At 46.2% G+C, this 24,960-nt stretch carries 17 protein-coding genes and 1 pseudogene; 16 read left to right on the forward strand and 2 right to left on the reverse strand.

Annotated elements, in window-relative coordinates; all coding sequences use genetic code 11:
• The first annotated feature begins 306 nt into the window (after positions 1 to 306).
• Positions 307 to 1,101: an HAD family hydrolase gene (locus tag ACFQZR_RS01305; RefSeq protein WP_379342121.1), complete on the forward strand. Its 795-nt coding sequence runs from the start codon at positions 307 to 309 to the stop codon at positions 1,099 to 1,101.
• A gap of 341 nt (positions 1,102 to 1,442) precedes the next feature.
• Here ACFQZR_RS01305 and ACFQZR_RS01310 read toward each other — a convergent pair whose 3' ends face one another.
• Entirely contained in the window at positions 1,443 to 1,607 is a 165-nt protein-coding gene (locus tag ACFQZR_RS01310) for a hypothetical protein (RefSeq protein WP_379342123.1), read from the reverse strand.
• A 57-nt stretch (positions 1,608 to 1,664) separates the two neighbouring features.
• On the opposite strand from ACFQZR_RS01310, the gene ACFQZR_RS01315 reads away from it, so the two are divergent.
• The 3 genes from ACFQZR_RS01315 (at position 1,665) to ACFQZR_RS01325 (ending at position 8,054) form a co-directional block, all read left to right on the forward strand.
• Positions 1,665 to 5,540, forward strand: coding sequence for a LamG-like jellyroll fold domain-containing protein (locus ACFQZR_RS01315; protein WP_379342125.1), 3,876 nt, complete (start codon positions 1,665 to 1,667; stop codon positions 5,538 to 5,540).
• A gap of 145 nt (positions 5,541 to 5,685) precedes the next feature.
• Positions 5,686 to 6,948, forward strand: a complete 1,263-nt coding sequence (locus ACFQZR_RS01320; RefSeq protein WP_379342127.1) for an S-layer homology domain-containing protein — start codon at positions 5,686 to 5,688, stop codon at positions 6,946 to 6,948.
• A gap of 32 nt (positions 6,949 to 6,980) precedes the next feature.
• Complete coding sequence (locus ACFQZR_RS01325; RefSeq protein ID WP_379342129.1) at positions 6,981 to 8,054, forward strand: HupE/UreJ family protein; 1,074 nt, start codon at positions 6,981 to 6,983, stop codon at positions 8,052 to 8,054.
• A 125-nt stretch (positions 8,055 to 8,179) separates the two neighbouring features.
• Here ACFQZR_RS01325 and ACFQZR_RS01330 read toward each other — a convergent pair.
• A pseudogene (locus ACFQZR_RS01330) lies at positions 8,180 to 9,528 on the reverse strand (IS3 family transposase).
• Between the two features lie 116 nt (positions 9,529 to 9,644).
• Between ACFQZR_RS01330 and ACFQZR_RS01335 the strand changes: the two are divergent.
• The 12 genes from ACFQZR_RS01335 (at position 9,645) to ACFQZR_RS01390 (ending at position 24,933) form a co-directional block, all read left to right on the forward strand.
• The gene (locus ACFQZR_RS01335; protein ID WP_379342131.1) at positions 9,645 to 9,929 is read left to right on the forward strand and encodes a hypothetical protein; all 285 of its coding nucleotides are present in this window, start codon (positions 9,645 to 9,647) and stop codon (positions 9,927 to 9,929) included.
• Positions 9,930 to 10,314: 385 nt separating this feature from the next.
• Positions 10,315 to 11,190 (forward strand): MurR/RpiR family transcriptional regulator, encoded by an 876-nt coding sequence (locus ACFQZR_RS01340; RefSeq protein WP_379342133.1) that lies wholly within the window; start codon positions 10,315 to 10,317, stop codon positions 11,188 to 11,190.
• 13 nt (positions 11,191 to 11,203) lie between these two features.
• Complete coding sequence (locus ACFQZR_RS01345; RefSeq protein ID WP_379342135.1) at positions 11,204 to 11,881, forward strand: N-acetylmannosamine-6-phosphate 2-epimerase; 678 nt, start codon at positions 11,204 to 11,206, stop codon at positions 11,879 to 11,881.
• Positions 11,882 to 11,907: 26 nt separating this feature from the next.
• Positions 11,908 to 12,882: an N-acetylglucosamine kinase gene (locus ACFQZR_RS01350; RefSeq protein ID WP_379342138.1), complete on the forward strand. Its 975-nt coding sequence runs from the start codon at positions 11,908 to 11,910 to the stop codon at positions 12,880 to 12,882.
• Positions 12,879 to 13,625, forward strand: a complete 747-nt coding sequence (locus ACFQZR_RS01355; RefSeq protein ID WP_379342140.1) for a sugar isomerase domain-containing protein — start codon at positions 12,879 to 12,881, stop codon at positions 13,623 to 13,625. Before ACFQZR_RS01350 ends, ACFQZR_RS01355 begins: the two co-directional genes overlap by 4 nt.
• Positions 13,626 to 13,658: 33 nt before the next feature.
• On the forward strand, positions 13,659 to 15,026 hold the full coding sequence (locus tag ACFQZR_RS01360) for an ABC transporter substrate-binding protein (RefSeq protein WP_379342142.1): 1,368 nt from the start codon (positions 13,659 to 13,661) through the stop codon (positions 15,024 to 15,026).
• 57 nt (positions 15,027 to 15,083) lie between these two features.
• Positions 15,084 to 16,001, forward strand: a complete 918-nt coding sequence (locus ACFQZR_RS01365) for a carbohydrate ABC transporter permease (protein ID WP_379342144.1) — start codon at positions 15,084 to 15,086, stop codon at positions 15,999 to 16,001.
• A 14-nt stretch (positions 16,002 to 16,015) separates the two neighbouring features.
• A complete protein-coding gene (locus tag ACFQZR_RS01370; protein ID WP_379342146.1) occupies positions 16,016 to 16,852 on the forward strand; it encodes a carbohydrate ABC transporter permease in 837 nt (278 codons plus the stop codon).
• A gap of 12 nt (positions 16,853 to 16,864) precedes the next feature.
• Positions 16,865 to 20,761 (forward strand): S-layer homology domain-containing protein, encoded by a 3,897-nt coding sequence (locus tag ACFQZR_RS01375; RefSeq protein WP_379342148.1) that lies wholly within the window; start codon positions 16,865 to 16,867, stop codon positions 20,759 to 20,761.
• Between the two features lie 279 nt (positions 20,762 to 21,040).
• On the forward strand, positions 21,041 to 22,804 hold the full coding sequence (locus ACFQZR_RS01380) for an ABC transporter ATP-binding protein (protein ID WP_379342150.1): 1,764 nt from the start codon (positions 21,041 to 21,043) through the stop codon (positions 22,802 to 22,804).
• A gap of 195 nt (positions 22,805 to 22,999) precedes the next feature.
• Entirely contained in the window at positions 23,000 to 23,989 is a 990-nt protein-coding gene (locus ACFQZR_RS01385) for a Gfo/Idh/MocA family protein (protein ID WP_379342152.1), read from the forward strand.
• Positions 23,990 to 24,003: 14 nt separating this feature from the next.
• Positions 24,004 to 24,933 carry an aldo/keto reductase gene (locus ACFQZR_RS01390; RefSeq protein ID WP_379342154.1) on the forward strand — a complete coding sequence of 310 codons (930 nt, stop codon included), beginning with the start codon at positions 24,004 to 24,006 and terminating at the stop codon, positions 24,931 to 24,933.
• Positions 24,934 to 24,960: the final 27 nt, after the last annotated feature.

The following is a 24,960-nucleotide window of genomic DNA, read 5'->3' on the forward strand; positions in this document are numbered from 1 at the left end:
TCCTTATTTCTGCATAAATGACAGATTCAATAGATTTCGCTTTTATTATATCAGCGGTTTCGTGAGGAAGGGAAATTGAATTGACCATTTACGTAATCTTAACGCTCAGTTAATAATCGTTTGACACAAAGTAGGAAATTCTTAAGTACAATATAAATTGAACGTATTAAAGATTTTAAGGATTTTGAGGATTTATAAATAAAAATTCAATTAATTTTGAATCATAGATGGGATTAATATGATTTCTGGTAACATCGATTAACTACTAAATTGTTTTTATTATATGAGACCTCAGGAGCGATTGGTATGCCGAAATTGATGATTAATAAGAGAAGCTATTCTGTGAAGGGGATTTTATTTGATAAGGATGGCACACTTCTCGACTTTATAAGTCTTTGGGGATGTTGGAGCGAGTCGTTATACCGGAATTATTCAAGTAAAGTCTTGGCTGTTGCAACGGATGGGGTCATCAATCCCATCTCGGATTTGTGGGGAACGGTTCATAACGCCGCTGGGCATATCACTGATTATAGTAGAAACGGTCCATTGGCCATGGGATCGATTGGCGATATGCTCGCTATATTAGCATGGCAAGGCTATCGGCTAGGACTCCCTTGGAGTGAATCCATGCAGTTTGCAAGGGAAAGTAAGCGTCTGGCAGATGAAGAAATGGAACAGGTTCGTCCGGCCTATCCGCTGCCGGGAGTTATAGACTTTTTGAAGCAATGCCATGATCAAGGAATGCCAATGGGCATTGTAACGGCTGATGAGACAGCGGAAGCGGAAAAACATTTGGAGTGGTTGGGCATTCGCCAGTTTTTTAAAGTTATTATCGGGAACGATCTGGTGAAACAGGGAAAGCCTTTTCCAGAAATGTTAAATAAGGCTTGCCTAGAGCTTGGCTTAGCACCGAATCAGGTGGCCTTGATTGGGGATACCAACAGCGATATGCAGATGGGGAAATCCGCAGGAGCTGCAGTCACTATTGGATTAATGATTAAGTATGCGTCACAATCTAACGAATGCTGGCTCAATGACGCGAATGTACTAATCTCTTCGTACGCTGAACTTCACTTAGAGGGATCTACAGATGAAGGGTGAGAGTAGGATGGGGTGGATACAGTTTTTATTCGGATAGTTTGCATGGATGAGCTTGACCACTTCGTCGATCTCATCCTTTTTTTTGATATGGCGGATTGCAGCCTCATGTTTACAATAAATAAATTCAGATTTTACATGTAATTAACCTATTGATCGCGTGTTCATTGTACAGTTATTTTTGTACAAACATGAAATAAGAGATTTTATCATGTGGAAAATAATAAATATAAAAAATATCTTGAACGTGAGTCATCGAAATTACAAACGCGAAAATCGCTGTTTGAGCCAGGGCTCGACATCCCAACAAGTATTAAACACAGAGAATTTTTGGGAGGTGGTGCTTAAGGATTGAAACGCCCTGTCGCATCCGGATCGGAATACGTCTTCTCACAAGCGCACTTGCTCTGATCCGGGTAAGAACAACGTTTGTGCTTGTAGCCCGTTAACGTTCGCCCAAATGGGTCTTTACCATTTTTCCCTACGGTGCGTTTTGTTTTTTTACTCATTTTTACGAGATTTTTGAACAGACTCTTAAAAAACTTAAAGTATGGAGGTTTTCTCTAGTGAAAAGAACTTTATCGTTTACGCTCGTACTAACGATGATATTCACGATGTTCTCGACCGGCGCATACGCAGCAACCGATACTGCAAATGCCAACCCCCTTATTGCATCGATTAAATTCGACAATAATTTAAAGGACGATGTAACTCAGCAAGATTTGATAGCAAAAGGGAATTATAGTTTTGTAGAAGGTGTATTACCAGGAACTAAAGCGCTGCACTTGGACAGCGGCAACGACAATTATATCAGTACGCCTCAAAGCTTGACATTCGGTGAAGAGAGCTTCACCGTATCCTTCTGGTATAAGGGCGACACGAAAGATAATCAGGTGATCTTATCAAACAAGGATTTCAGCAACGGCTCTAACGCAGGCTGGGCGATTTACACCAAAGCCAATTCGGTCAACATGAATCTCGGATTCCCGACCGCCAAAGTAAAGGACATTTCCTTTGGTCGCAACACGTTTAATGCTTCCGATTGGCGCTACGTGACATTTGTTGTAGACAGAGATAAAATGCTTGCCTCGCTTTATATCGATGCCTACAAAATGGCTGATACTACGCTGAGACACGGAGCTTTAGATACATCGAACCCCTTGAATATCGGTGGCGATGGATTGGGCAACAAAGGCGGTAATGCATTCGATATCGCTGATCTGATGATTTCGAAAGGCGTAATTAGCAACGATGCAATTCAAGCGAATTATAATAGCTACGCTGGACATGAAGTAGATATGAACGCACTTAACGACGCCATATCAGAAGCAAATACAACCGTAGCAGGCGGTCTCGATAACGGCTTCAGCCAAACCGATTTTGATTATTTGAAAAAGGTTTTAGATGATGCCAATACGGTTGCAACAACGCAAAAAGTAAAATTTTATACCCAGGAAACGATCAATTATTACGTCCGTGAACTAAACAATGCCATATTCATTTATCAAAAAAGCAATAAAACATCAACTCCTGCCGATTTAAATATAACTGTGCACAGCGACCCGGAAATCAATGGTCATCCCGGTTCAAAAGAGAACATAGAAAAAGAGATTAGAAAATCCTTGAGTACATTCCCTCAGTCCGACGTCATGTTGATGCCTGGCGACATTACTGGCGGTAACAATGCCAATGAGTATGTGTGGATGGGTTTGATGACGGATGTTGTCAATAAACTTAAAAGTGAGGGCTTATTTGACCATACGAAGTTATATATGGTAAAAGGCAACCATGATATGAACGGCTCCGAAACATTAATACCTGTCGGTTCGGCGGGCGCGTGGAACGAATCAAAGCAGTCGTACGATAACGATTTTTACAACAGTGCTTATAGAGTAAAGATAAAAGGATATAATTTGATTGGTTTTGACGGAAATATTAACAGCAATAACACAGTGGGAAAAGCTACAAATTTCCTCAACGAAATTAAAAGTGAACCAGATTATGATCCAAAAAAACCGATATTTGCAATGTCTCACTACCCTATTAGCGGAACCGTGTGGGGATCGGCTTGGAGCAGTGGTGCAAGTAATAGTTTCGGCAAGTTTATTGCCGACAATAATTTTTCGCAGGTGTTCTATATGTCAGGTCATACGCAATACGATCCGACCGACGAACGTTCTCTTTATCAAGGTGCGGCTACGTTTCTCGATTCCGGTGCGGTGTCATATTCCAGTTATCAAGATGACGGTCCGTACGGCGGATATATAGAAGGTGCGTATGGCAGTTATAAAACCACACCTAAAATCGTAAATTTCCTGGAAGTATACGGTTCGAAAATTATTCTCAAACAGTACAATTTAGCTACAGATGAATATGTAGGCACACCTCGTGTAATAAACGTTGGCGAAGGCAAAGATGCCTTTACGTATAGCAGGAGCGATACAAAAGACCTCATACCTCCGCAGTTTGATGAGGGAATTAAGGTCGATTCCTTAAAAAGCGGCGAAGTTACTTTTACAATAAAGCAGGCAAATGACAATGTGCGAAATTTTGAATATAATGTTCAGCTTACCAACAAGCTCACTGGGGAAGTGGACAAGTCGTTCAACAGCCTTTCGTATCCAATGGACAAGCCATACGACGAATACAGGCAATACAAGATTACAGGTTTAATGCCGAAAACGCCATATTTACTCAGGGTATTCGCCGATGATTCCATGTATAACCGTTCGTACCAGGAAATTGACATTACAACTGAGGGTGCGAAATTAAATAGTATTACTGCGCCTGCAGCGGTATCTGCGAGCAACGGTTCGGACAAGACAGCGGCAGCTCTTGGATTGCCCGCCAAAGTAACTCTTGTAACCGATGGAGGAAATGTGGATACAAGTGTGGATTGGGATTTAAGCGGTGTTAGCTACGATCCGGCTATCAAGACGACACAGACCTTCTCGGTGCCAGGGACCGTAACCCTGCCTTCCGGAGTTGATAACCCGAACAGCATACCATTGACAGCAAGCATTGATGTAACTGTTCTTGCAGCTGGAGAAAGATCTCTATCCCTAGACAAATCCCAGTACAATAAAGGGGAAGCTATTACCCTATCCTATTATGGGGCAGCGTCAAACGGGAAGGATTGGGTCGGCATCTACAAAACTGGAGCTGTTCCTCCAGGTGCCGGTGTATCTATTACATGGAGTTATCTAAAGTCTGGAAACGGAAGAGTTAGCTTAAACAATGGACTGGCCCCTGGCACTTATGATGCACTCTTTATGCTCAATGACGGTTATACGATAGTAGATCGCAAGACATTCGAAGTCGTTCAACCTGTGGCGTTAAAGAGCATAACAGAGCCCGCAGCCATCCAAGGATTGGTTAACGGAACAGAAAAGACGGCAGCAGCCCTTGGCTTGCCTTCCACCGTGGAACTGGTTACCGATGGAGGAAGTAAGAATGCCAAAGTGACGTGGAATGTAGATGCTGCAAACTATGATCCATCTCTAAAGATAGAACAGACCTTCAAGGTAAATGGAACGGTAACCTTGCCAGCAGGTGTGACAAATCCGAACAACGTAACATTGACAACAAGCATCAGCGTGACTGTGCTGCCGGCGACAACAATGCCTCAGTCTACATTGACAGGTTTGCAGCAGGTGGCTCCTGGCCAAACATTCGATGTAACGATGGGAATGACTGGCGTTACGCAAAGTGTATACCAGCAAGTGTATGGTATGGATTTGACTCTTCACTATGATCCGCAGAATTTGAAGTTCGACTCGGTTACATCGCTAAAAGATGGATTTCAAGTCATCGATCATAAGGAGTCGGTACCTGGACAAGTCCGGATTGCGGTTGCTAGCGTGGGCACGAGCGTACTTGCCCAAGGCGATATGCTCGCATTCAAATTTACGGCCAAAACGGGAACTCAAGCTACCGATAAGACGACAATTTCTCTAGATAATGTCGTAATTGCAAATGGACAGGGTGATGAGCTGAAGGTCGGTGGTGCCTCCCACGAGATACAAATAAGTAAACTTGTAGATAAGTCGTTCTTGAATGCGTTGATCACAAGCGCTCAGGCCAAGTACAATGCTGCAGTGGAAGGCAATGGAGACGGTCTATACGCGATTGGCTCCAAAGCACAATTGCAGTCGGCAATTGCTGCGGCAGGTGCGACAGCAAATGATCCGAATGCCACTCAGCAGCAGGTGGATAGTGCGAAAGCTGCATTGGAAGCGGCAATTCAATTGTTTGATACCAAGAAAATAACTGCAGATGTTAATGGAGATGGAAGAATTTCTATTGGAGACTTGGCTATCGTTGCAGGGGTTTACGGCAAACAACAAGGTCAAACAGGCTGGAATGAGAAAGCGGATGTAAATCATGACGGCACTATTGATATTGTAGACCTTGCGATCATAGCCAAAGCGATCTTGCAATAAAACAACGCCGTACCTTGTTTGCTTGATCACATCAGTGAAATTCAGGATGGGTTGGAAATACAATGAGGGGGATATTTAATAGTATCCTCCCATTGTTCCTCTCCCTCTGAATGTTCAGAAGTATTTTCCGAAAGGGCGGTCTTCGATGATAAAAAAACTATTCTCAGTCAGTCTGACATTGCTTTTGACGGTGCTCTTTCTTCCCACACTCGCTGTATATGCAAAAGCCGACCCGTCTTTCGTCCTTTCCGTATCGAAAGGAAAAGTATCTGAAGGGGAGGATTTCCAAGTTACGGTGAATGGAAAACAATTAAGCGACATGTATGCATATGAAGTCAATTTAACCTATGATACTAGCCGCTTGGTGTTTGTGAAAGGAGTTAGCGAAAGTAACGGCTTTTCTGTAGATCCTATTGTGAAAGGGAATAAGATTCAAATCGCGCATACGCAAATAGGCAATAAACCAGGTCAGAACGGGAATGTAACCCTAGCTACACTAACATTTCATGCGGCTAGTCAGGGAGCGGCCGACATTGTCCTGGACAGCGTGAAACTGTTGGATTCGCAGTTAGTGTCTACTGTTGTTTCAGGCAACAGCAAGTTATCGGTTGATGTAAAAGCATCGAATGGTGGTAACGGAGGAAATAACGGAAATAACGGAAATAACGGAAATAACGGAAATAACGGAAATAACGGAAATAACGGAAATAACGGAAATAATGGAAATAACGGTACTAAAGCGGATGATGTATTCAACAGCAAAATTGTTAATGGAAAAAACTTAATTCATGATATCGAGTCCAAGATAGAGGAAGCCAAGAAATCGAATGTTAAGATTGAACTGGCTGACATCAAAGGACACTGGGCCGAGAAGACCGTTAGTACGTTCGTGAAACTGCACGTTGTCGCTGGGTATAAGGATGGAACGTTCCATCCGAACGGTAAAATCACGCGCGCCGAGTTTGCAGCGATCATCTCTCGCACATTCGATATCATCGGCGGCGATCAACATGCGGGTGTTCTGAATGACATTGACAGACATTGGGCTAAAGACGCGATTGAGAAACTCGCGAGCGCAGGAGTTATTACCGGATACGGAGACGGAACCTTCAAGCCGGACAAAACGATCAGCCGCGAAGAAATGGTCATTATTCTGTCCCGTATTGTGGATTTAAGTAACGTGGACAAAGATGCTTCAAAAGGTAACTTTACGGATATGGCAAGCGCAAGCTCGTATGCGGCAAATCTAATCAAGGATGCTGCGGCAGCGGGCATCATCAACGGCAAGGGCAATGGGGTATTTGATCCGCAAGGAAGCTCCACACGTGCAGAGGCGCTGACGATTATTCTGAATGCTTTGAACCTTCACCCTCAAGTAAAAACACTTTTGGAAGGCTTGAACCAATAATGGTAGAAATGGTATGAAAAGGGGTCCATCAGATGAACTTACGAACTTTCCTATCCTTCATAATCATCGCATTATTGTTGGGGACTTCCACTACTTCATATGCGCATTCCGCAAGCATGGGTTACTCGGCGATCGCCGTTAAAGGGAACGAGATGAACTATGAACTATTTCTTGATCAAAGAGACTTGCTTGTTCAATTTGATACCAACAAGGATGGTAATTTGGAGAACGAGGAACTGCTATCGGAAAAGGAAGGAATCCAATCGTTTTTACAGAAAGATCTTCAAATCGAAGTGGATTCGAAACCTTTGACGATGGAAATGCTTTCGATGGACGTGACAACAAAGGGTTCTACAAGAGGCGTAGTGTTTCAATTAAAGTTAACCGCCGATGAGGCGATCGAACAATTTAATATTCATTACAATCTGGTGTTTGCAGATGCGCCGGTTCATACGAGTGGACTCTCGGTTCATTCAACGAATTATTTCTATCAGGATATTCTTGATATCAATAGAAAAGATATTCAGATCACCTTACCTGAGGCCGAGAATGCTCCGTCTGAGACTGGCTCCGTCTTATGGAAATACTTTGTACTTGGCATCGAACATATATTAACCGGCTATGATCATTTGGTATTTTTGTTATCCTTAGTATTAATTGCAACCCGTTTCAAGGATGCTCTGAAAATTGTTACTGCTTTTACAATCGCCCACAGCATTACACTATTCTTGGTGGCGTCGGGCCGTATGCACGTCATCCCGTCTTGGGTCGAAGCGTTGATTGCGGTGACGATCTGTTATGTGGCAGTGGAAAATATATTTGTGCAAAAGGTGAAATGGCGGTGGATATTAACAGCCTTATTTGGCCTGATTCACGGCATGGGCTTCGCCGGAGCTTTGGCCGAAACGGGGCTTCCAAAGGAAAATCTGATTGGCTCACTCTTGATGTTTAATTTAGGTGTGGAAGCGGGCCAGATTATGATCCTATGCCTATTACTTCCTCTCTTGTTATGGCTGCGAAAGTTCCCATGGTATCGTAAAATGATGATCACAACGTCTTGCCTTATATTCGTTCTGGCATTTTATTGGTTGATTGAAAGATTGTAGGTATAGTCCGATATTCAAATGCAGTTCATTTGTGAAATGCGGATAACGATTATATAATATTTAATGTATAAGCTAATCGGAGGAGCCTGTCATGAAGTGACCCCCAAAAGTTAGACAGTATATAGTTAGGCCACCTCTAACGCATGAGTTCGGTACTGTACCGGGCTCATGCGTTTTAGTTTTGCCTTTATTCGTTTGTGGTTGTAATAGTGGATATATTGATCAAGTTCTACTTTGAATTGTTCAATGCTATCAAATTCTTCTGTATAAAGAAACTCGGATTTTAGGATCCCAAAGAAATTCTCCATAACGGCATTGTCGTAACAGTTCCCCTTACGTGACATGCTTTATGTTATGCCTTGTTCCTTCAATGACTGCTGATATTGGGGCATTTGGTAATGCCAACCCTGATCAGAATGAATCAATAAGATGTCATCGTTTGTCTTACGTTTCAAGGCTTGATCCAACATGTCAGAGACAAGCGTATAGAGTGGACGTGAATCAACGGTGTAGGTAATGATTTCCCCGTTAAACAAGTCAAGTATGGGTGACAAGTATAGCTTCTCTCCGAACAATTTGAACTCTGTAATATCTGTAACCCACTTCTCATTTGGTCTTGTAGCGTTGAAATTTCGATCTAGGATGTTTGGAGCAATTTTACCAACTGTTCCTTTATATGAGCGATATTTCTTCATGCGAACGATGGATTTTAAGCCGAGTTCACGCATGATGCGTTGCACCTTTTTATGGTTCACTAATTGCCCTTCATGGTGTAGCTCGTCTGTAATACGACGGTATCCATAACGGCCTTTATGCTCATGATAGACCGCTAAAATACGGGATTTTAAGACCGTATCTTTGTCTGGACAATCCATTGTACTTACCCAGTAATAGTACGTGCTACGTGGAATCTGAGCCAGCTGCAGTAATGAAGTAATGGGATACTCTAGCCTTAGTTCAAATACTACTTGCGCTTTGTCTTGCTTTGTAACTTTTCCTTGCTTTGAACTAAGGCATTCAACTTTTTTAAGTAGGCGTTCTCCATTCGTAAACGTTCTACTTCCGCCTGTAAAGCCTCGGTTGAGTCTTCAACTGGAGTTGATTTCTTTGTATCTTCTTTCATGGATGTGCGCCCCTTTTTCTTTGATATGAGGGCGTCTATTCCACCTGTTTCGAATTGTCTCTTCCACTTAAGTACTGTGTAATCCGAAGACAAATTAAATCGAGCGGCGGTCTCATTGATGGATGCCCCAAATTCGTTCATGTAATTGAGTACATCTATTTTAAATTGAATCTCGTGATTTGTATACGAAGAGGTAATTCCTTCCTCTCCATGTTTTTGATAACGTAATACCCATCTTTTTAGTGGCGCAGTGCTCATATTACGTTCTTCAGCAATTGTTTTATACGACGCTTTACCTTCTAGATAAGCCAGGACAGCTTCTAATTTCTCTTCAGTTGAGTATTTAGCCAAAAAAACTACACCTCCAATTGGTTGACTGTGTCTAACAATTGGGGTGCAGTTCATCACCAAGGCTCCTTTTTGTCGTTTTTCGGGCATTTTGCGCTTTTACGTGAAGGAGGGAAATAATGAATTCGATCGCAGCATTGTCCTATTACAAGGTGGAGAGGAACATTTCCGGATTAGAACAAACGATTCACAAGCAGGACAGATGGATCTATTTATACCAGGAGAAGGTTGTTACAGCTCATCGAGAGTTTCTAATTCAGGAGGTATTCGATATTTCTTATCGATCCATGGGAGGGGATGGGGGTATGTTGTACTTGCACACGCTGCAAGGTGTTTATTCATATACAATTACTGAAGATCCTCAATCCTTCCTTGAAGCGTATAAGGCTCTTGTTCATGAATGAATCAACTGGTAGAAAGTGAAGCGAGAGTTCCTTAAGCGGCCTGAGTGGCAAACCGTCCTGCCTCGTGTCACTAGATTGTAAGAACAAGTCCTTATAATAGGATTCAGCAATACAGCGGGTTGCGATATCAAGAACGCTGACGACGAAGCCTTCCTTAAGCTGTCCCCGGTACTTTACTGGAGACGGCTTATTTAACTTTCGTTGAGGTCGACGATTGTTATAAAATCGGTGCAGAATTTCAAAACAAGTACTGAAAAAAGACTAAAAAATAGATCGTGAATAAAATATTTATTCTTTTATAATCATAGAAAAAAATATTCTTGCCAATCTTTTACAGAGGATGCTATACTGATCTCAACATAAGACCGAAGGAGGAATAGCAGCAATGAGCGATACATTGCCGCCTGTTCAGGATCGAACAGGAGAAGGACTCACTTTATTTGCAATGATACAGAATGCTTATGATAGCTTCAGCGTCACGGAGAAACGGATTGCCGATTTGATTCTCAATTCGCCCGAGACGATTATTTATAACACGGTGACCCAAGTGGCCGAAGGTCTGGAGGTAGCGCAATCTACCGTGACGAGATTCTGCCGGACGATCGATTTGCGCGGATATCAAGAGCTCAAAATCCGCTTGGCCCAGGAGCTGGAGCGCAGACAGCCAGCGATGCCGGAGCAAGAAGCGCAGAGCCTCCCCGGACAGCTCGCGAATAATGCGGCGAACAGCATCCTGGATGCAGCCATGCATATCGAGGAGTCCGTGTTCGAATCAGCGGTAGCGGCCATTCTGGGCGCGCGAAAGATACATATTTTCGGTCTTGGGGAATCGGGCCCGATGGCTCAGCTGCTGAAGATCAAATTGCTGGGGCTTGGCCTCATGGTCGATGCGCAAGTCGATGTCCATCTGCAGATGATTGCGGCAGCGCATCTGGATTCGGGCGATGTCGCGATCGGCATTTCGCAGCAGGGCAGCACGAAGGATATCGTGGCCGCCATGCAAGCGGCACGCAAGTCTGGGGCGAAGACCATCGGCATCACGGGACACGGGAAAGCGCCGATAACGGAGGTCTCGGATATCAGCCTCGTCTGCATGAATCGCGGACTGAGCAATATCGTGGAGAGTTTCAAGAGTAAGGCATCGATGCTGTACGTCATTGAACTGTTAAGCATCAGTTTGACGTTGAAAATGTCCGATCAATCCCTGGAGATCAAAAAATTGTGGAAGACGACCGATTCCATTCTCGACAAATTGTATTGAGGAGTGTAGCCGCATGATCGCATCGATAAAAAATAAAATTATCGTATCTTGTCAGGCATGGCCTGGAACACCATTCTATGGTGATCCGAGGCTGATGCGGGCGATGGCTGAGAGCGCTTTACTCGGCGGCGCGGGCGGCATTCGCGCGAATGGCGCAGACGATGTTCGCGAGATTAAGAAGACAGTCGATCTGCCGGTGATCGGCATTAATAAACTACCGGATCGGTACGGCGTCCGTATCATTACGCCGGATTTCGAGAGCGCGCGCGTATTGGCGGAGGCAGGCGCCGATATGATCGCGCTGGATGCTACCTTTCAGGCGAGAGGAGATGAAGCTGAACTGCAGCAATTGATTCACGCGATTCAGGCCCGTCTAGCACTTCCTGTCATGGCGGATATTTCAAACGTAGAAGAAGCTGTGCGGGCTGAACGTCTCGGCGCAAATGTCGTCGCGACGACTATGGCGGGCTATACCTCCTATACGGAGCAAGATAAAACAGAAGGACCTGATTTCGAATTGATTACTCGTATCGTCGAGCAGGTCAACGTACCGGTCATCGGTGAAGGGCGGTTTGCGCTTCCATCCGATGCTCACGAGGCGATTACGGTTCGCGGTGCTCACAGCGTCGTTGTCGGGACATCGATTACAGCGCCGTGGGAGATTACGGCGAGGTTCGTCAGAGCGATTTAATGGGGATGTAGGGGAGGAAATGATTCATGCTTCTACTTGGAATCGACGGAGGGCAGACGTCCACGAAATCCTGCTTGTACGATCATGAGAACGGAACTTGCTTGTTCGCCAGCGGACCGCCGATCGATCATATGCTTACTTTCAATGGGCAGGTCAAAACCAAACAGGCAATCCAGCAGTCGCTGCAAGCGCTGCTCGTGCAAGCGAAGCTGATTCGCAAAGTCGATATGGCATTTGCCAGCATCAGCGGCGTGCATAAAGAGCATGAGGAATTAATAAAAAGCTGGATTGCTGAATGCGTTCAAGTGGATGCCTGCATGATCGAAGGCGATGTAAAGGCCAATCTGTCAGGCGCTTCGAACGGGAAGAATGACGGGGTGTTAATTATTGCGGGAGGTGGTAGCATAGGATATTACTTCGAAGGAAGGCGGGAGTTCGTTGCCGGCGGTTACGGTCATATTTTGGGGGATGAAGGGAGCGCTTATTGGATTGGACTTCAATCGATTAAAGCTGGAATTCGAGACAGTGAGTCGCGCGGTCCGAAGACGGTACTCGGCAAGCAAATTCTTGATCATTTCGGAGAAGAATCGTTCTGGGGAATCAAAAAACGAATTCACGCAGACAAAATTCAAAGAAGCGATATGGCGCAGTTGTCGCTGCTGGTGGAGCGGGCAGCGGCCGATGGGGATGAAGTTGCACAGACCATTCTTCAGCAGGCAGGAGAAGAACTTGCCGGACTGGCCGTATCCGTACTGCAACAGGCAAGGGCGTATGACAGCACGCTGAAGTTGGATCATGTCTATATGACAGGCGGTGTCGTTCATTCCGAACGGGTCGTCGCCAGCCTGAAGGACACAGTTCATCGATATGATGCAGCTGTACGTATTTCCAAGCCGCAATATCCGCCTGTAGTTGGGGCGTTAATCCTATCGGCGCAATTGCTTCAGGTCCGCATGGATATGTCGATCGTAAATCTGGCATTGCAAGGAGACGAGATATGAGCATTGGAGCGAATGAAGTATTCAGAGCCATGACGTCGATCATCGAGCAATTAGAACGTACACAAATGGGCAATGTGAGTAAGGCTGCTGAAGAGATGTTTCAAAGTTTGTTGAAAGGGGGGATCGTGCATATCTTCGGTGCGGGGCATTCGCGCGCATTCGGTATGGAGATGTGCGGCAGAGCTGGAGGACTGGCGCCAATGAAGCTGGTCGGTCTGGAGGATATCGCTGCATTAGAAGGGACGACGGGCATTAATCTAGTAGAGTTAGAGAGGGATCCGCATACGGCTCACCGATTGATGGAAATGCATGCGGTTCAGCCCGAGGATGCCTTCGTCATTGTATCGAATTCCGGCAGGAACGGCGCATCGAATGAGCTTGCGCTGGAGTGTCAACGCAGGGGCATTCCGGTGATTGCTGTGACCTCGCTGGATCATTCGCAGCATGCAGACAGTCGTCATCCGAGCGGCAAGAAGCTCTATGAGATCGCAGACGTTGTCATTGATAATTGCTGTCCCTATGGCGATGTATTATTAGAAATTCCAGGTCTAACAGAAAAAACAGGCTCGGCCTCCAGCGTTGCGGGCGCGATGATCGCACAATCGCTAACCGCAGAAATCATTGCGCGCTTTGTCCAAGCGGATCGCACTCCGCCGGTATTCATTAGCGCCAATGTGGATGGAGGCGACGAGCATAATCGAGCCATCGTCCAACAATATGGACATCGACAAATCACTTATTAGACTCATCGTATCATAATTGAGGAGGCCAATACAATGAAGCAGCATAACCGTGTGACATGGCGGATATTCATCATATCCATCATCCTATTGATTGGTTTGACGGGCTGTGGCGGGAACTCCAAAGATATGACTTCCAATGAGAAACCAACGAAAGAGAACACGTCGCAAGAGAATGCGAGTACGACTAACGATACGAAGGACGTTAAGCTTGTGTTTTGGCATTATTTGAATGACCGTCATGACTTATTGAAAGAAATGGCAGCGGACTTTGAACAGAAAACGGGGATCCAAGTCGATATCCAACTATTCGGCGGCGATGGCTTTAAGCAAAAGATCATGGCATCGGCTCAAAATAACGCTTTGCCGGATGTGATGACCTTTGCAGGCGGTGCCGGAGATCTGGGGCAGCTCGTCGAGTCGGGCAACGTCATGGAACTTAGCGATATGAAAGATATATTCGGCAAGTTTCCTAGCACCATTTTGAAAACGTTTACTTACGATGAAGGCAATATTTTTGGCGTGAAAAAATTAGGCACTTATGCACTCCCGATGGATACGAATAATATCCAGTTCGTGTACAACACCAAGCTATTCGAAAAAGCAGGTATTGCTTCCGCGCCAACGACATGGGAGGAGCTGCTGGCTGATGTCGATAAGCTCAAAGCGGCAGGCATCGTTCCGTTCGCAACAGGCATTGGCTCATGGGTGGCCGGTTCGCTGGCAGCGCCCTATGAGATCGCATATCTGGGCGAAGAGAAGTTAGTGAACGTGAAGAAGGGCCAAGAGCCGCTCATGGATTCAGGTTATCTGAATGTACTGAAGCGATTCGAGGACCTGTACAAACATGGCGCGTTCGCGGAAGGCATTGCGACGATGGATTTGCCAACGGCGGAGCAAATGTTCGTCAATGAAGAAGTTGCGATGATCTATGACGGTTCATGGGCCATCGGCGTGTTCAATCAGATGAATCCGAGTTTTACGCAATATGATGTATTCCAGCCGCCTAAGCCAGCGGACGCGACGCATGATGTGAAAATACCAGGCGGTATCGGCGTTCCGCTAGTCCTCAATCAACATACTGAGCATAAAGAAGCGGCTATGCAATTCGTCAGATTCCTCGTTGAAAAAGAGCAGCAGCAAAAATACGCATCCAAAAGCTTCAATCTGCCTGCCAACATGGAAGCGGCGACATCGGAAGGCGGCATGACGCCGGCCTTGCGCAACTTCTCGCTCGGCATGAACCATATCATCGAGAACGGTGGCACTTACCCGGCTCCAAGCGTGGAGACGGTTCTGCAAAAAGGAATTCAGTTGATCGCCATTGGACAGTCGTCACCGGATCAAGTACTGAAGGAAATGGACACGGAACTACAGAAGGCGCTGAAGGAAAAGAAAGAGTAGCCATGCAGGAGGCAACCGGTCGGGTTGTTCGTCCTGCATATACACAGAGGTGATTCGATGGATGCAAGCAGCTTGCCAAGCACGAAAGGGAAACCGATCGGCAATCGAAGCAAAATCGTTAAGCGCTACCTGAATCTGGCTTATGTTATGCCGGCACTGCTGCTGTTTATTTTGTTCTCATTGCTTCCGATCATTCGCACGGTTCAATACAGCTTTACGAATTTCAATGGCGTGAATCCGAACTATCAATTCGTCGGCTTCAAAAACTATGCCGCGGCAATAACCGATACGCGTTGGTGGGAAGCGGTAGGCAATGGGGTCATTTTTGCACTGTTGTCGCTTGTATTCATGAATACGATTGCGCTGCTGCTGTCTGTCGCGGCGAACTCGAATATTCGAGGCGGCAAGTTTTACCGTGTCGTATTCTATATTCCGCCGATCCTGTCCGGCATCGTTGTCGGTTACATTTGGAAATGGATTTATGAGCCGAAGGGACTTCTGAACGGTGTGCTGAGGGACATTGGCCTTGACCAATTCACGCATGTATGGCTAGGTTCGATCTACACGGCGCTCTATGCGGTAGCGGTCAGCTCGATGTGGCAAGGGGTCGGCGGCTCATTCATTTTATTCCTGGCGGGACTCCAAGGCATACCCAAAGACTTGTATGAAGCAGCCAGCATTGACGGGGCGAGCCGGTCGCAGCAATTGCGATACATTACGATTCCATCGCTGCGCAAGGTATACACGTTGGTCAATATTTTGACGATCCTCGGGGCGCTCGGCATATTCAATCACGTCTATGCGATGACGATGGGGGGACCCGGCTACGCGACAGAGGTACCTGCGCTGCGCATTTATCGTGAAGCCTTTACCAATTCCGATTTCGGCATGGCGAATGCCTTATCCCTGATATTTGGGATTATGCTGTTTATTTTATCGCTCATCCAATTAAAGCTGTCCCAGAAGAAAGACTAGAGAGGGGATAACGTATGCAGAGTAAAGGCACGCTCTTTTTCAAAGGCATCACTCATTTATCCCTGATCGTGTGGACTGTGATCTCCATTTTTCCGCTTGTGTGGATGGTCTCGACCTCACTGAAGCAGCGGAATGAAATTTTTACGAACCGGAGTCTGATTCCGAATAATGCGTTTAATCTCGAAAATTACAAGGATGCATGGTTTCAGGGCAATTTTAATGTCTATACGTTCAACAGCGTCTTATATTCCGTGATTGTCGTGGTTTGCGTGGTTCTATTCGCATCGCTGGCCTCATACGCGATCGCGAGATTGGATATGGCAGGGAAGAAGGTCATTTTCTTAGGTTTTATGGCTACGTTAATGATCCCGATTCCTGGTGCCTTTATTTCTATCTATCTTGTGGTCAGCAATTTGGGACTCGCGAATACGAGAATCGGCTATATATTACCGCTGATTGCCGCAGCGCTGCCGGTGTCGATTTTCATCTTAAAAACTTTTTTTGACGAGATGTCGCGCGAATTGGAGGAAGCAGCGATCATCGATGGCGCCACCAGCTTCCAAATCTATTATAGACTCATGCTGCCCATTGCCCGGCCGGCACTAGCTACGATCGTGATCCTCAATACATTATCGGTGTGGAACGAGTTTATGCTGGCCTTAGTGCTGTTCTCGGAAAATAGGCTGATGCCGATTCAGATGGGCTTGTCCGTGTTCGTCGGACAATACACGACGCAGTATGAGCTGTTGATGGCGGCTTCTACGATTATGGTGCTGCCGGTCGTGCTCGTGTATATTGCGATGCAGAAACAATTCATCCAAGGGATAACATCAGGTGCGATAAAAGGCTAAGGAGGAACTTAAATGGTTCATTTAAGAAAAGGAATTGCCTTTATTATTATTGCCATGATGATGATAACGTCAGCCGCTCCCGGTTATGCCCATGCAAACGCTGGCGACGTGGCGGAAGGGTACGATGCAGCGAACGATGCGAAGGATACAAGTGCCAGGTATCAAAAGATTATCGATGCCGAAGCAGAATGGATTGCCAGCCTGCAATTCGACAATGGCGCGATTCCAACGTATAGCAAGGCGATTGATAGCTATAACGGAAAGTACAAAGTCATTCCCTATTTCTCGCACATTGCTCTGCTCGGCTTGCTGGAAAAGCCGGAATATGCGAACGTCGTAAAAAAATACATGGATTGGTACTTTGCCCATTTGAACGAAGGGAAAGGACAGGATGCGCCGGATGGGTCGGTCTACGATTATATCGTAGAGGTGGATCGTCAGACAGAAACGCCTACGCTCGATTTCGACTCGACGGATTCTTATGCGTCTACCTTTTTGAACGTGCTGCGCAAATATGCAGAGGTATCAGGGGATAAGGCGTATGTCGCAGAGCACAAGGAACAAATCCTGCAGATCGCTTCGGCGATGCTATCCACACAGGAGGCGGATGGCCTGACGTGGGCGAAGCCGACCTATCGAGTGAAGTATTTGATGGACAATACCGAGGTGTATCGAGGACTTATCGATATGGCATGGATCGCTGAGCATATTTTTGGAGACACGGCCGAAGCAGCCAGATTTCAAGCAATCCAAGAGCAGGTTCATACGGCGATTCAATCCGAGCTGTGGATCGAACAAAAAAACATGTATTCGCCGGGAAAAACAGATACGGGGACACTACTGAATCCGGATTGGCGGACCTTCTATGCCGATGCGACGGCTCAAATCTCCCCGATCTGGGCAGGCGTCATCGCGCCCGACAGCGAGCGGGCAATCCAGTTGTACAATAGCTTCAACGAACATCATCCGGGTTGGCCGACACTTGCGAAGAGCGATGCTTTCCCATGGGCGATCTTAGCCAGCGCGGCAGCGTTGATGGGAGACAAGGTGCGCGTCGATCAATTTCTACAATCGATTGAAGCGACTTATGTGGATAAGGATCATCCGTGGCCATGGTACGTGATGGAGAGCGGCCTCAGTATGCTCACGGCTGCCCAAATGCAGAAGATGACGGATACGCCGGTTCAATTCGAAATGGCCTCGATGGAAGAGGGGACAGTTATCGAAGCGCTTCCTTATCAAGTGACAGGCACAGCTGTCGGCCTGCAGGATATCGAAGTCACATTCATCCATCAGCTGACAGGAGAACAGAAAGTATTTCATGCCGTACTTGAAGCGGGAACGTGGGGGATAGCGCTGCAAGGGCTGGTCAATGGCGATTATCAGGTCAAAGTAAAAGCTAAGGATCGCTTTAACAACGTTTATTTTACGCGTGATTTGACCGTCGCCGTCCGTCTTGGGGCTGCAGGGGAAGGCATGGCTAAAGTTACGATCAAGGCAGAACGCGAATTGTTGCGCCGTAACGAGAGCACTTCGATAGTGATTGAAGCTTTCAATAAGGACGGCAAGCAGCTCGATCTGTCGGATGCGCAAATTGCGTATCATATGGATCTACCCGTCCTGCTGGTGCAAGAAAGCGCGAATCACTTTACGTTGCGCGGCTTGCCCCTTGATCCGGCTATTCAGCAGATTAAGCTGTGGGCGTTCGTCACGCGAGGCAATGACGTGCTGAAGACGGATGAGATTGCGATCCGCATTTCGCGCGAGGCCGCTTCGAAGCCGGATGAAATATTGGATTTGATGTCAGGCTGGCTAGTTGGGCGCCAGTTGGATAATGGAGCTCTGACGCTGAATGAACAGCAGAAGGAGATAGATCCGGCTGCATCCAATATCGCTGCGCTTGGTTTGTTGCTAAGGCCGGAGACGATTGAACTGGCAGAGAAATATATCACGAATTATGTGGGCAGCTGGAATTGGGGAGACCGCTTCGGCGTCTACGGTACCAAATATGAAATGAAGCTGGATGAGCAGAGCGGTGAGTGGGTTTCGACAGAGGACTATAAGAGTGCTGCTGCCAGTATCGCTTCCTTTATATCGCTTCAGCGCGCCTATTTCGAGCGAACGGGCAAGTTCGTCATTACCCAGTATCAACTAGATATTCTGACAGGCGGTCTGGGGCTGATGGCTTTGCAAGCTGCCGATGGTCTCATGTGGTCGAAGAAGGATGGGAAGATCAAATCGTTACAGGACAATTTACTAGTCCTAAAAGGAATGCAGGATAGCGTATGGCTGTTCCGGAATCATTTTAAGGATGAAGGCCCAGCGGCTTACTTCGAGAAGTATATGGAAATGCTGCGTGAAGGAATCAAGTCAAAGCTATGGAATGAAGAGGCGAGGGCATACACGATGTCAATCGATGCCGCAGATCAACCCACTCCAGCAGATTGGACGAAGTGGGAGGATGCCGGCGCTCAGCTTACGGCGATTGCTGCAGGAGTTGTTGCTCCGGATAGCAGCGAAGCGGCAGCTCTTTATACGGCTTTGAACCAGAACTTTCCGAAATGGGCTTCCGAGGGCGAACTGAGCGGCCTGCATGGTGTTGCCGCGTATGTCGCGACGTTAATGGGCGATGCGGATCGCGCGATGGCTAGCTTGACACGGGTGACGGATGCGCTCAAGGCAGGCCATCTGTCGGCCGACTGGGATGTATCTAGTGCGGGTTATGCCATGCTGGCTGCTCATGCCGTCAAGGATCTGGTGAAGTCGGATAAGACGAAGCTGGAAGCCTTGATATCGCAGGCGAATCAATTGTATACACAATCGCAGGAGGGGTCTTCCGCTGGATATTACCCGGTCGGATCGAAATCTCGACTCAAGGCGGCGATTACCGCTGCCGAGGCTGTGATGCTGGATGGGGCGGCGATGCAAGAGGCTGTCGATGCAGCCGTAGCAGCTCTTACACAGGCTGTCGAGACGTTCAAGAAATCCGTCCATGTCGATCAACCGACGAATCCAGGCAATCCAAGCAATCCCTATAATCCATCTACACCTTCCGTGCCGAAAAACATTGACAAGACAGCACTGAATCAGACGATTGCTGACGCGAAAGCGAAGCATGCAGCAGCCGTAGAAGGCAGCAAGCCAGGGGAGTATAAAGCAGGAGCTAAGACGGTGTTACAAGCGGCAATTGATGCGGCTGTCGCTATTCAGAAGCTAGATAACGCTACGCAGCAGCAAGTGAACGAAGCTGTGGCCGCCCTGAAACGCGCGGTGACTGAATTTATGAAGCAAGTTGTTGCCGAAAGAGGCAGCGAGGGGAATGGGAGCGATCAGGGGACGATCGACTTCAAAGACATGCAAGGCCACTGGTCGGCTTCCGTTGTAGCTAGAGCGGCATCGCTTGGTATCGTCCAAGGTTTTGCCGACGGCACATTCCGCCCGAATCAGCAAGTGACGAGAGAGCAGTTCGTATCAATGCTTGCGCGCGCTCTTCAGCTTTCTTCGGGTTCGGTAGCGGGGAGTGGGACTACGTTTAAAGATGATGATCAAATTTCGTCATGGGCTAAATCCGACGTCACAGCAGCGGTTGATGCGAAGCTGATTCAAGGATTCCAGGACGGCTCCTTCCGTCCTGCGCTGTTGATCACGCGCACGCAGCTCGCTGTGCTGGCTGCCCGTGCAACGGGATTAGATTCACAATCGGCTGAAGCCAAGCAAGTGGACTATGCGGATGCGAACCAAATTCCATCCTGGGCCAAGACGGATGTTGCGGCTGCAACGGCAGCCCACTTCATCCAGGGCAAAGACGCAGAACGATTTGACCCTCTGGCAGCAGCAACGAGAGCGGAAGCTGTCAAGGTGATCATGGCTGTACTAGATTATATGGGCAAAGGGAATAGCAAAAATTAAGGAGGCGTCTCTTAGCATCGAGTTCGTGTTTAAGTAAGAATGTCAAAAACACATCGATTAAATCGGTGTGTTTTTTGACGTAAGGATGTTTCTTTGCATGATTCAATAGGAACGGAAAAAGAGGGGAATGAAATAACGCTTATTGGTATCCTCGGATTAAACCTAACATAATCATATAAATACTAACGGTTTCATATGGAATATTTTAATATAAACTGTTAGTATATGTAAGGTGTTGAGTTTTCTTGAAGGTATGGGAAAATAGGAAAGAGGTGTGACATGAACAAACAAAGTACCTTTATTCGGTTGTTAAAGTATATGAGAAGATATAAGTTATTATATGTTTGTTTGATCATCACGATGATGGTCGGGACCTTTCTAGATCTCTTTATCGCGTGGTTTTTGTCTTTTATAACAAATGCTGCTGTAAAAGGCGAAGTTGAGGCTTGGCCTAGTTTGATTCTTATAGCTACAGGAATGTTAATTTTTACAGCGCTTAATTCATATTTAGATACATATTTCAAACAAAAGGCATCTTTAAATGTAAGGAACGATATAAGGTTGGATACACTTAATCATGTTTTAAGGTTACCTCAATCTTATTATGATAAAAATCATTCGGGCGAGTTACTATCACGTTTCACAAGTGATAATCAAGCTGTGGGAGAAGCTAGTGGTAATATTATCATGGGTCTTCTTAAAAATCCGTTACTTGCACTTAGTGCATTTATTTATTTATTAAACATTCACTGGCCTCTCGCCTTAATTTCTATTTCAATAGGACCACTCATGATATTGGTAGGGAAACTATTCGGTGAAGCGATGCGTAAGAAAAGCATTACTCTGCAAGAAGCCGTGGGCAGTGCAACCTCTTTCTTGCAAGATGTATTGGGGGCCAGTGTTTTATATAAAATTTTTGGTCTAGAGAAGAAAATTTCGAAACAATATCAACAGTACAGTACAAAAATATCTGATATCGAGCGAAGTCAGGGTAAAGTACAGGGAAGTGCAAATGCTATATCAGGAAGTATTGCAACACTAACCTTTATTATTGCAATCCTTGTTGCTGGTTTTTTTGTTGCAAAAGGGAATCTAGAAGTTGGTGCTATGATCGCGTTCATTCAACTTATGAACTACCTTGTGCAACCGTTCTCGCAACTCCCTGGGCTTTGGTCAAGTATGCAACAAGCCTTAGCAGGTGCTGAGCGAATCTTTCAGATCATCGATGCTCCTAAGGAATATGAGGAACTCCCAGATCAGGGATGTGCAAAATCTTTTGGGCGGTTAACCGTATCTAGTGTCAGCTTCACTTATACAAATTCAGAGGAAGATATGATTCTTAGAAACGTTCACTTCGATGTAAAGGCAGGTCAGACGATAGCCATAGTAGGAGCAAGTGGTGGAGGGAAGTCTACATTATTTAAATTGTTGCTCGGACTGTATTCTCCAACGAATGGATTGATTGAAATTGATGGTAGAAGTCAACAGTCTATGGGTCTAAGGGAATATCGAGACTATTTCTCGCTTGTTCCTCAAGAGACAATACTTTTCACAGGGACGATTAGAGATAATATATTGGATGGTAACATGGCGGCTGATGAAGCAAGTGTTATCGCTGCAGCAAAGAAAGCAAATGCTTATGATTTTATTATGAAATTAAATGAAGGCTTTGATACGGAAATTGGGGAACGCGGTAGTCGGTTGTCGGGTGGACAAAAGCAAAGGATTGCTATTGCAAGAGCTATTTTGCGAGATGCACCCATATTGCTGTTAGATGAGGCGACGGCAGCTTTAGACAATGAATCCGAGAAGATTGTACAGGATGCTCTTGCAAAACTAATGGTAGGAAGAACAACTTTAGTCATTGCACATCGTCTGACAACGGTTCAAAATGCAGATTTAATTGTAGTCATGGAAAACGGGAATCTAGTTGAACAAGGTACACATCACGAATTAATTCTAGCTGGTGGTCGATATCATTCTCTGTATTATGCTCAATTAAAAGAAAAAGAAGGTACGGAAAGTATTCTTATGGAAATATAGCTAGCGGTAACAGATAAGACAGACTACAAGTTGGATGTGGTCTGTCTTCTTTTAGTTGTTTGTGCTCTTCCGAGTTTTTTACGGCACTGTGTGGCAGTATCGTCACAATCTTGTGGTTGATCGTCTCGTAAGAATGATTTATATTATTTTTGTACACATCAGCCAAAAATGTAAACTATTGAAAGAAGGTGTCCGATGACAAATCGTCCTTTGCGTTTCGGAGTTATTGGGTGTGCGGGAATTGCCGTAGGGTCAGTCATACCGGGAATCAAGCAATCCACAACAAGTGTTGTGCAAGCGATCGCAAGCCGAGATTTGCGTAAAGCCCAAGAAACGGCTGATAAGCTGGAAATTCCGACGGCTTACGGCAGTTATGAAGAATTGCTAGCGGATTCGAGCTTGGATGCAGTATACATTCCCCTGCCGAATCATCTGCACATGGAATGGTCCATTCGTGCGATGGAAGCAGGCAAGCATGTACTTTGCGAGAAACCAATGGCATTAAATGCAGGAGAGGCTGCGAGAATGCTAGAGGTAAGCCGCAGCACCGGAAAGCATCTCGCAGAAGCATTTATGTACCGCAATCATCCTAGATATGATCGAATCAAAGAAATCATCGCATCCGGTGAGATCGGCGAGGTCCGAGGGATTCACGGGACCTTCACTTTCAATAATCATGCCGATAAGAACAATGTGAGGTATCGTAGAGATTGGGGCGGCGGCTCTATCTATGATGTAGGCTGTTATCCGATTAGTGCGGCCCGTCTGATTCTGGGAAGCGAGCCGGAAGCGGCAACGGTTCATGCGCTAATATCACCTGATCATGATCATGTAGACATGATGGCCTCGGGAGTCATTGAATTTGCGAATAGCGTAGCTTTAACCTTCGACTGCAGCATGTGGGCTGCATTTCGGAATACGCTGGAGATTCTTGGTACAGACGGTCGGATTGAAGTGCCATCGGCCTATATTGGTGATCCAACCTTTTATGTACATACGAGCGCAGGGAAGCGGGAAGAGCAGCAAGAAATGCTCAATCAGTATTCACTTCAAGCTGATCATTTCGCCCGAATCGTATGGGGAGAAGAATCCGCGCGATTTGGTCCTGAAGATGCTGTCGCCAATATGAAAGTCATTGACGCTTGCATTGAATCCGCTTACAGACGGCAACGCATTCAAATCTAGAGGAGATGAATGAGATGAAGAGTTTATCCTTTCCAAGTCTTAGGAATCATGTGTCTTCATTAATTATGGGTTCGGATTTTTTTGCGCCGGAGACCTTCGATGAGGTATGCAGGGTACTGGACGGTTATGTCGCGATTGGCGGCAACACGATTGATACGGCTTTTATTTATTCCGGAGGAAAAAGCGAGCAGGCCATTGGCATGTGGATGGAGGAACGCAAGAACCGAGACCAGATCAACGTGTGGACCAAAGGCGCGCATCCGAATCAAGATGGTTCCCGCGTGAACCACGCGGCGATTTATGAAGAGCTGATGATTAGCTTGGAACGGCTGCGGACCGATCGAACCGATCTTTACGCGCTCCACCGTGATGATCCTAGCGTACCGGTTGGAGTGATTCTTGAAGCGCTGAATGAGCATGTCGAAGCGGGAAGAATTGGGATATTCGGAGCATCCAATTGGACGACGACGCGTCTTGAGGAAGCGAATCACTACGCGAAAGAGCACGGGTTACGTGGTTTTTCTTTCAGCAGCCCGAACCTGAGTCTGGCGAAAGCCATCGAGCCGTATTGGCAGGATTGCATTAGTATCGATGAGGAGTCCTTGTCTTGGTATGAACATTCGCAGCTTCCGATTTTGTCTTGGTCTGCGCAGTCTAGAGGATTTTTCACAGGGCGGTATACCCCGGAAGATCGTTCGAATGCGGATTTGGTGCGTGTATTCTACAATGATGCGAACTGGGAACGATATCGGCGTGCAGAGCAGCTTGGCGTTGAGAAAGGGTATACGACCATCCAAATTGCGCTGGCCTATGTGCTGAATCAACCGTTTTCGTCTGGGGCGATTATTGGTCCACGGAACGATGAGGAACTGAAATCCTGTCTTGAAGCAACGAAGCTTGTTTTAACACCGGAAGAAATTCGATGGTTGGATCTACGGAGTTAATATGGAGTTGGTGCTCACTACTTCGTT

The organism is Paenibacillus sp. GCM10027629, from assembly GCF_042676425.1.
In the GTDB taxonomy this organism is placed as follows: domain Bacteria; phylum Bacillota; class Bacilli; order Paenibacillales; family Paenibacillaceae; genus Paenibacillus_K; species Paenibacillus_K terrigena.

Coding starts and splice junctions, on each gene's coding strand:
- ACFQZR_RS01305 (WP_379342121.1), top strand. CDS start 307: ATGCCGAAATTGATGATTAATAAGAGAAGCTATTCTGTGAAGGGGATT.
- ACFQZR_RS01310 (WP_379342123.1), bottom strand. CDS start 1,607: ATGAGTAAAAAAACAAAACGCACCGTAGGGAAAAATGGTAAAGACCCA.
- ACFQZR_RS01320 (WP_379342127.1), top strand. CDS start 5,686: ATGATAAAAAAACTATTCTCAGTCAGTCTGACATTGCTTTTGACGGTG.
- ACFQZR_RS01325 (WP_379342129.1), top strand. CDS start 6,981: ATGAACTTACGAACTTTCCTATCCTTCATAATCATCGCATTATTGTTG.
- ACFQZR_RS01335 (WP_379342131.1), top strand. CDS start 9,645: ATGAATTCGATCGCAGCATTGTCCTATTACAAGGTGGAGAGGAACATT.
- ACFQZR_RS01340 (WP_379342133.1), top strand. CDS start 10,315: ATGAGCGATACATTGCCGCCTGTTCAGGATCGAACAGGAGAAGGACTC.
- ACFQZR_RS01345 (WP_379342135.1), top strand. CDS start 11,204: ATGATCGCATCGATAAAAAATAAAATTATCGTATCTTGTCAGGCATGG.
- ACFQZR_RS01350 (WP_379342138.1), top strand. CDS start 11,908: ATGCTTCTACTTGGAATCGACGGAGGGCAGACGTCCACGAAATCCTGC.
- ACFQZR_RS01355 (WP_379342140.1), top strand. CDS start 12,879: ATGAGCATTGGAGCGAATGAAGTATTCAGAGCCATGACGTCGATCATC.
- ACFQZR_RS01360 (WP_379342142.1), top strand. CDS start 13,659: ATGAAGCAGCATAACCGTGTGACATGGCGGATATTCATCATATCCATC.
- ACFQZR_RS01365 (WP_379342144.1), top strand. CDS start 15,084: ATGGATGCAAGCAGCTTGCCAAGCACGAAAGGGAAACCGATCGGCAAT.
- ACFQZR_RS01370 (WP_379342146.1), top strand. CDS start 16,016: ATGCAGAGTAAAGGCACGCTCTTTTTCAAAGGCATCACTCATTTATCC.
- ACFQZR_RS01375 (WP_379342148.1), top strand. CDS start 16,865: ATGGTTCATTTAAGAAAAGGAATTGCCTTTATTATTATTGCCATGATG.
- ACFQZR_RS01380 (WP_379342150.1), top strand. CDS start 21,041: ATGAACAAACAAAGTACCTTTATTCGGTTGTTAAAGTATATGAGAAGA.
- ACFQZR_RS01385 (WP_379342152.1), top strand. CDS start 23,000: ATGACAAATCGTCCTTTGCGTTTCGGAGTTATTGGGTGTGCGGGAATT.
- ACFQZR_RS01390 (WP_379342154.1), top strand. CDS start 24,004: ATGAAGAGTTTATCCTTTCCAAGTCTTAGGAATCATGTGTCTTCATTA.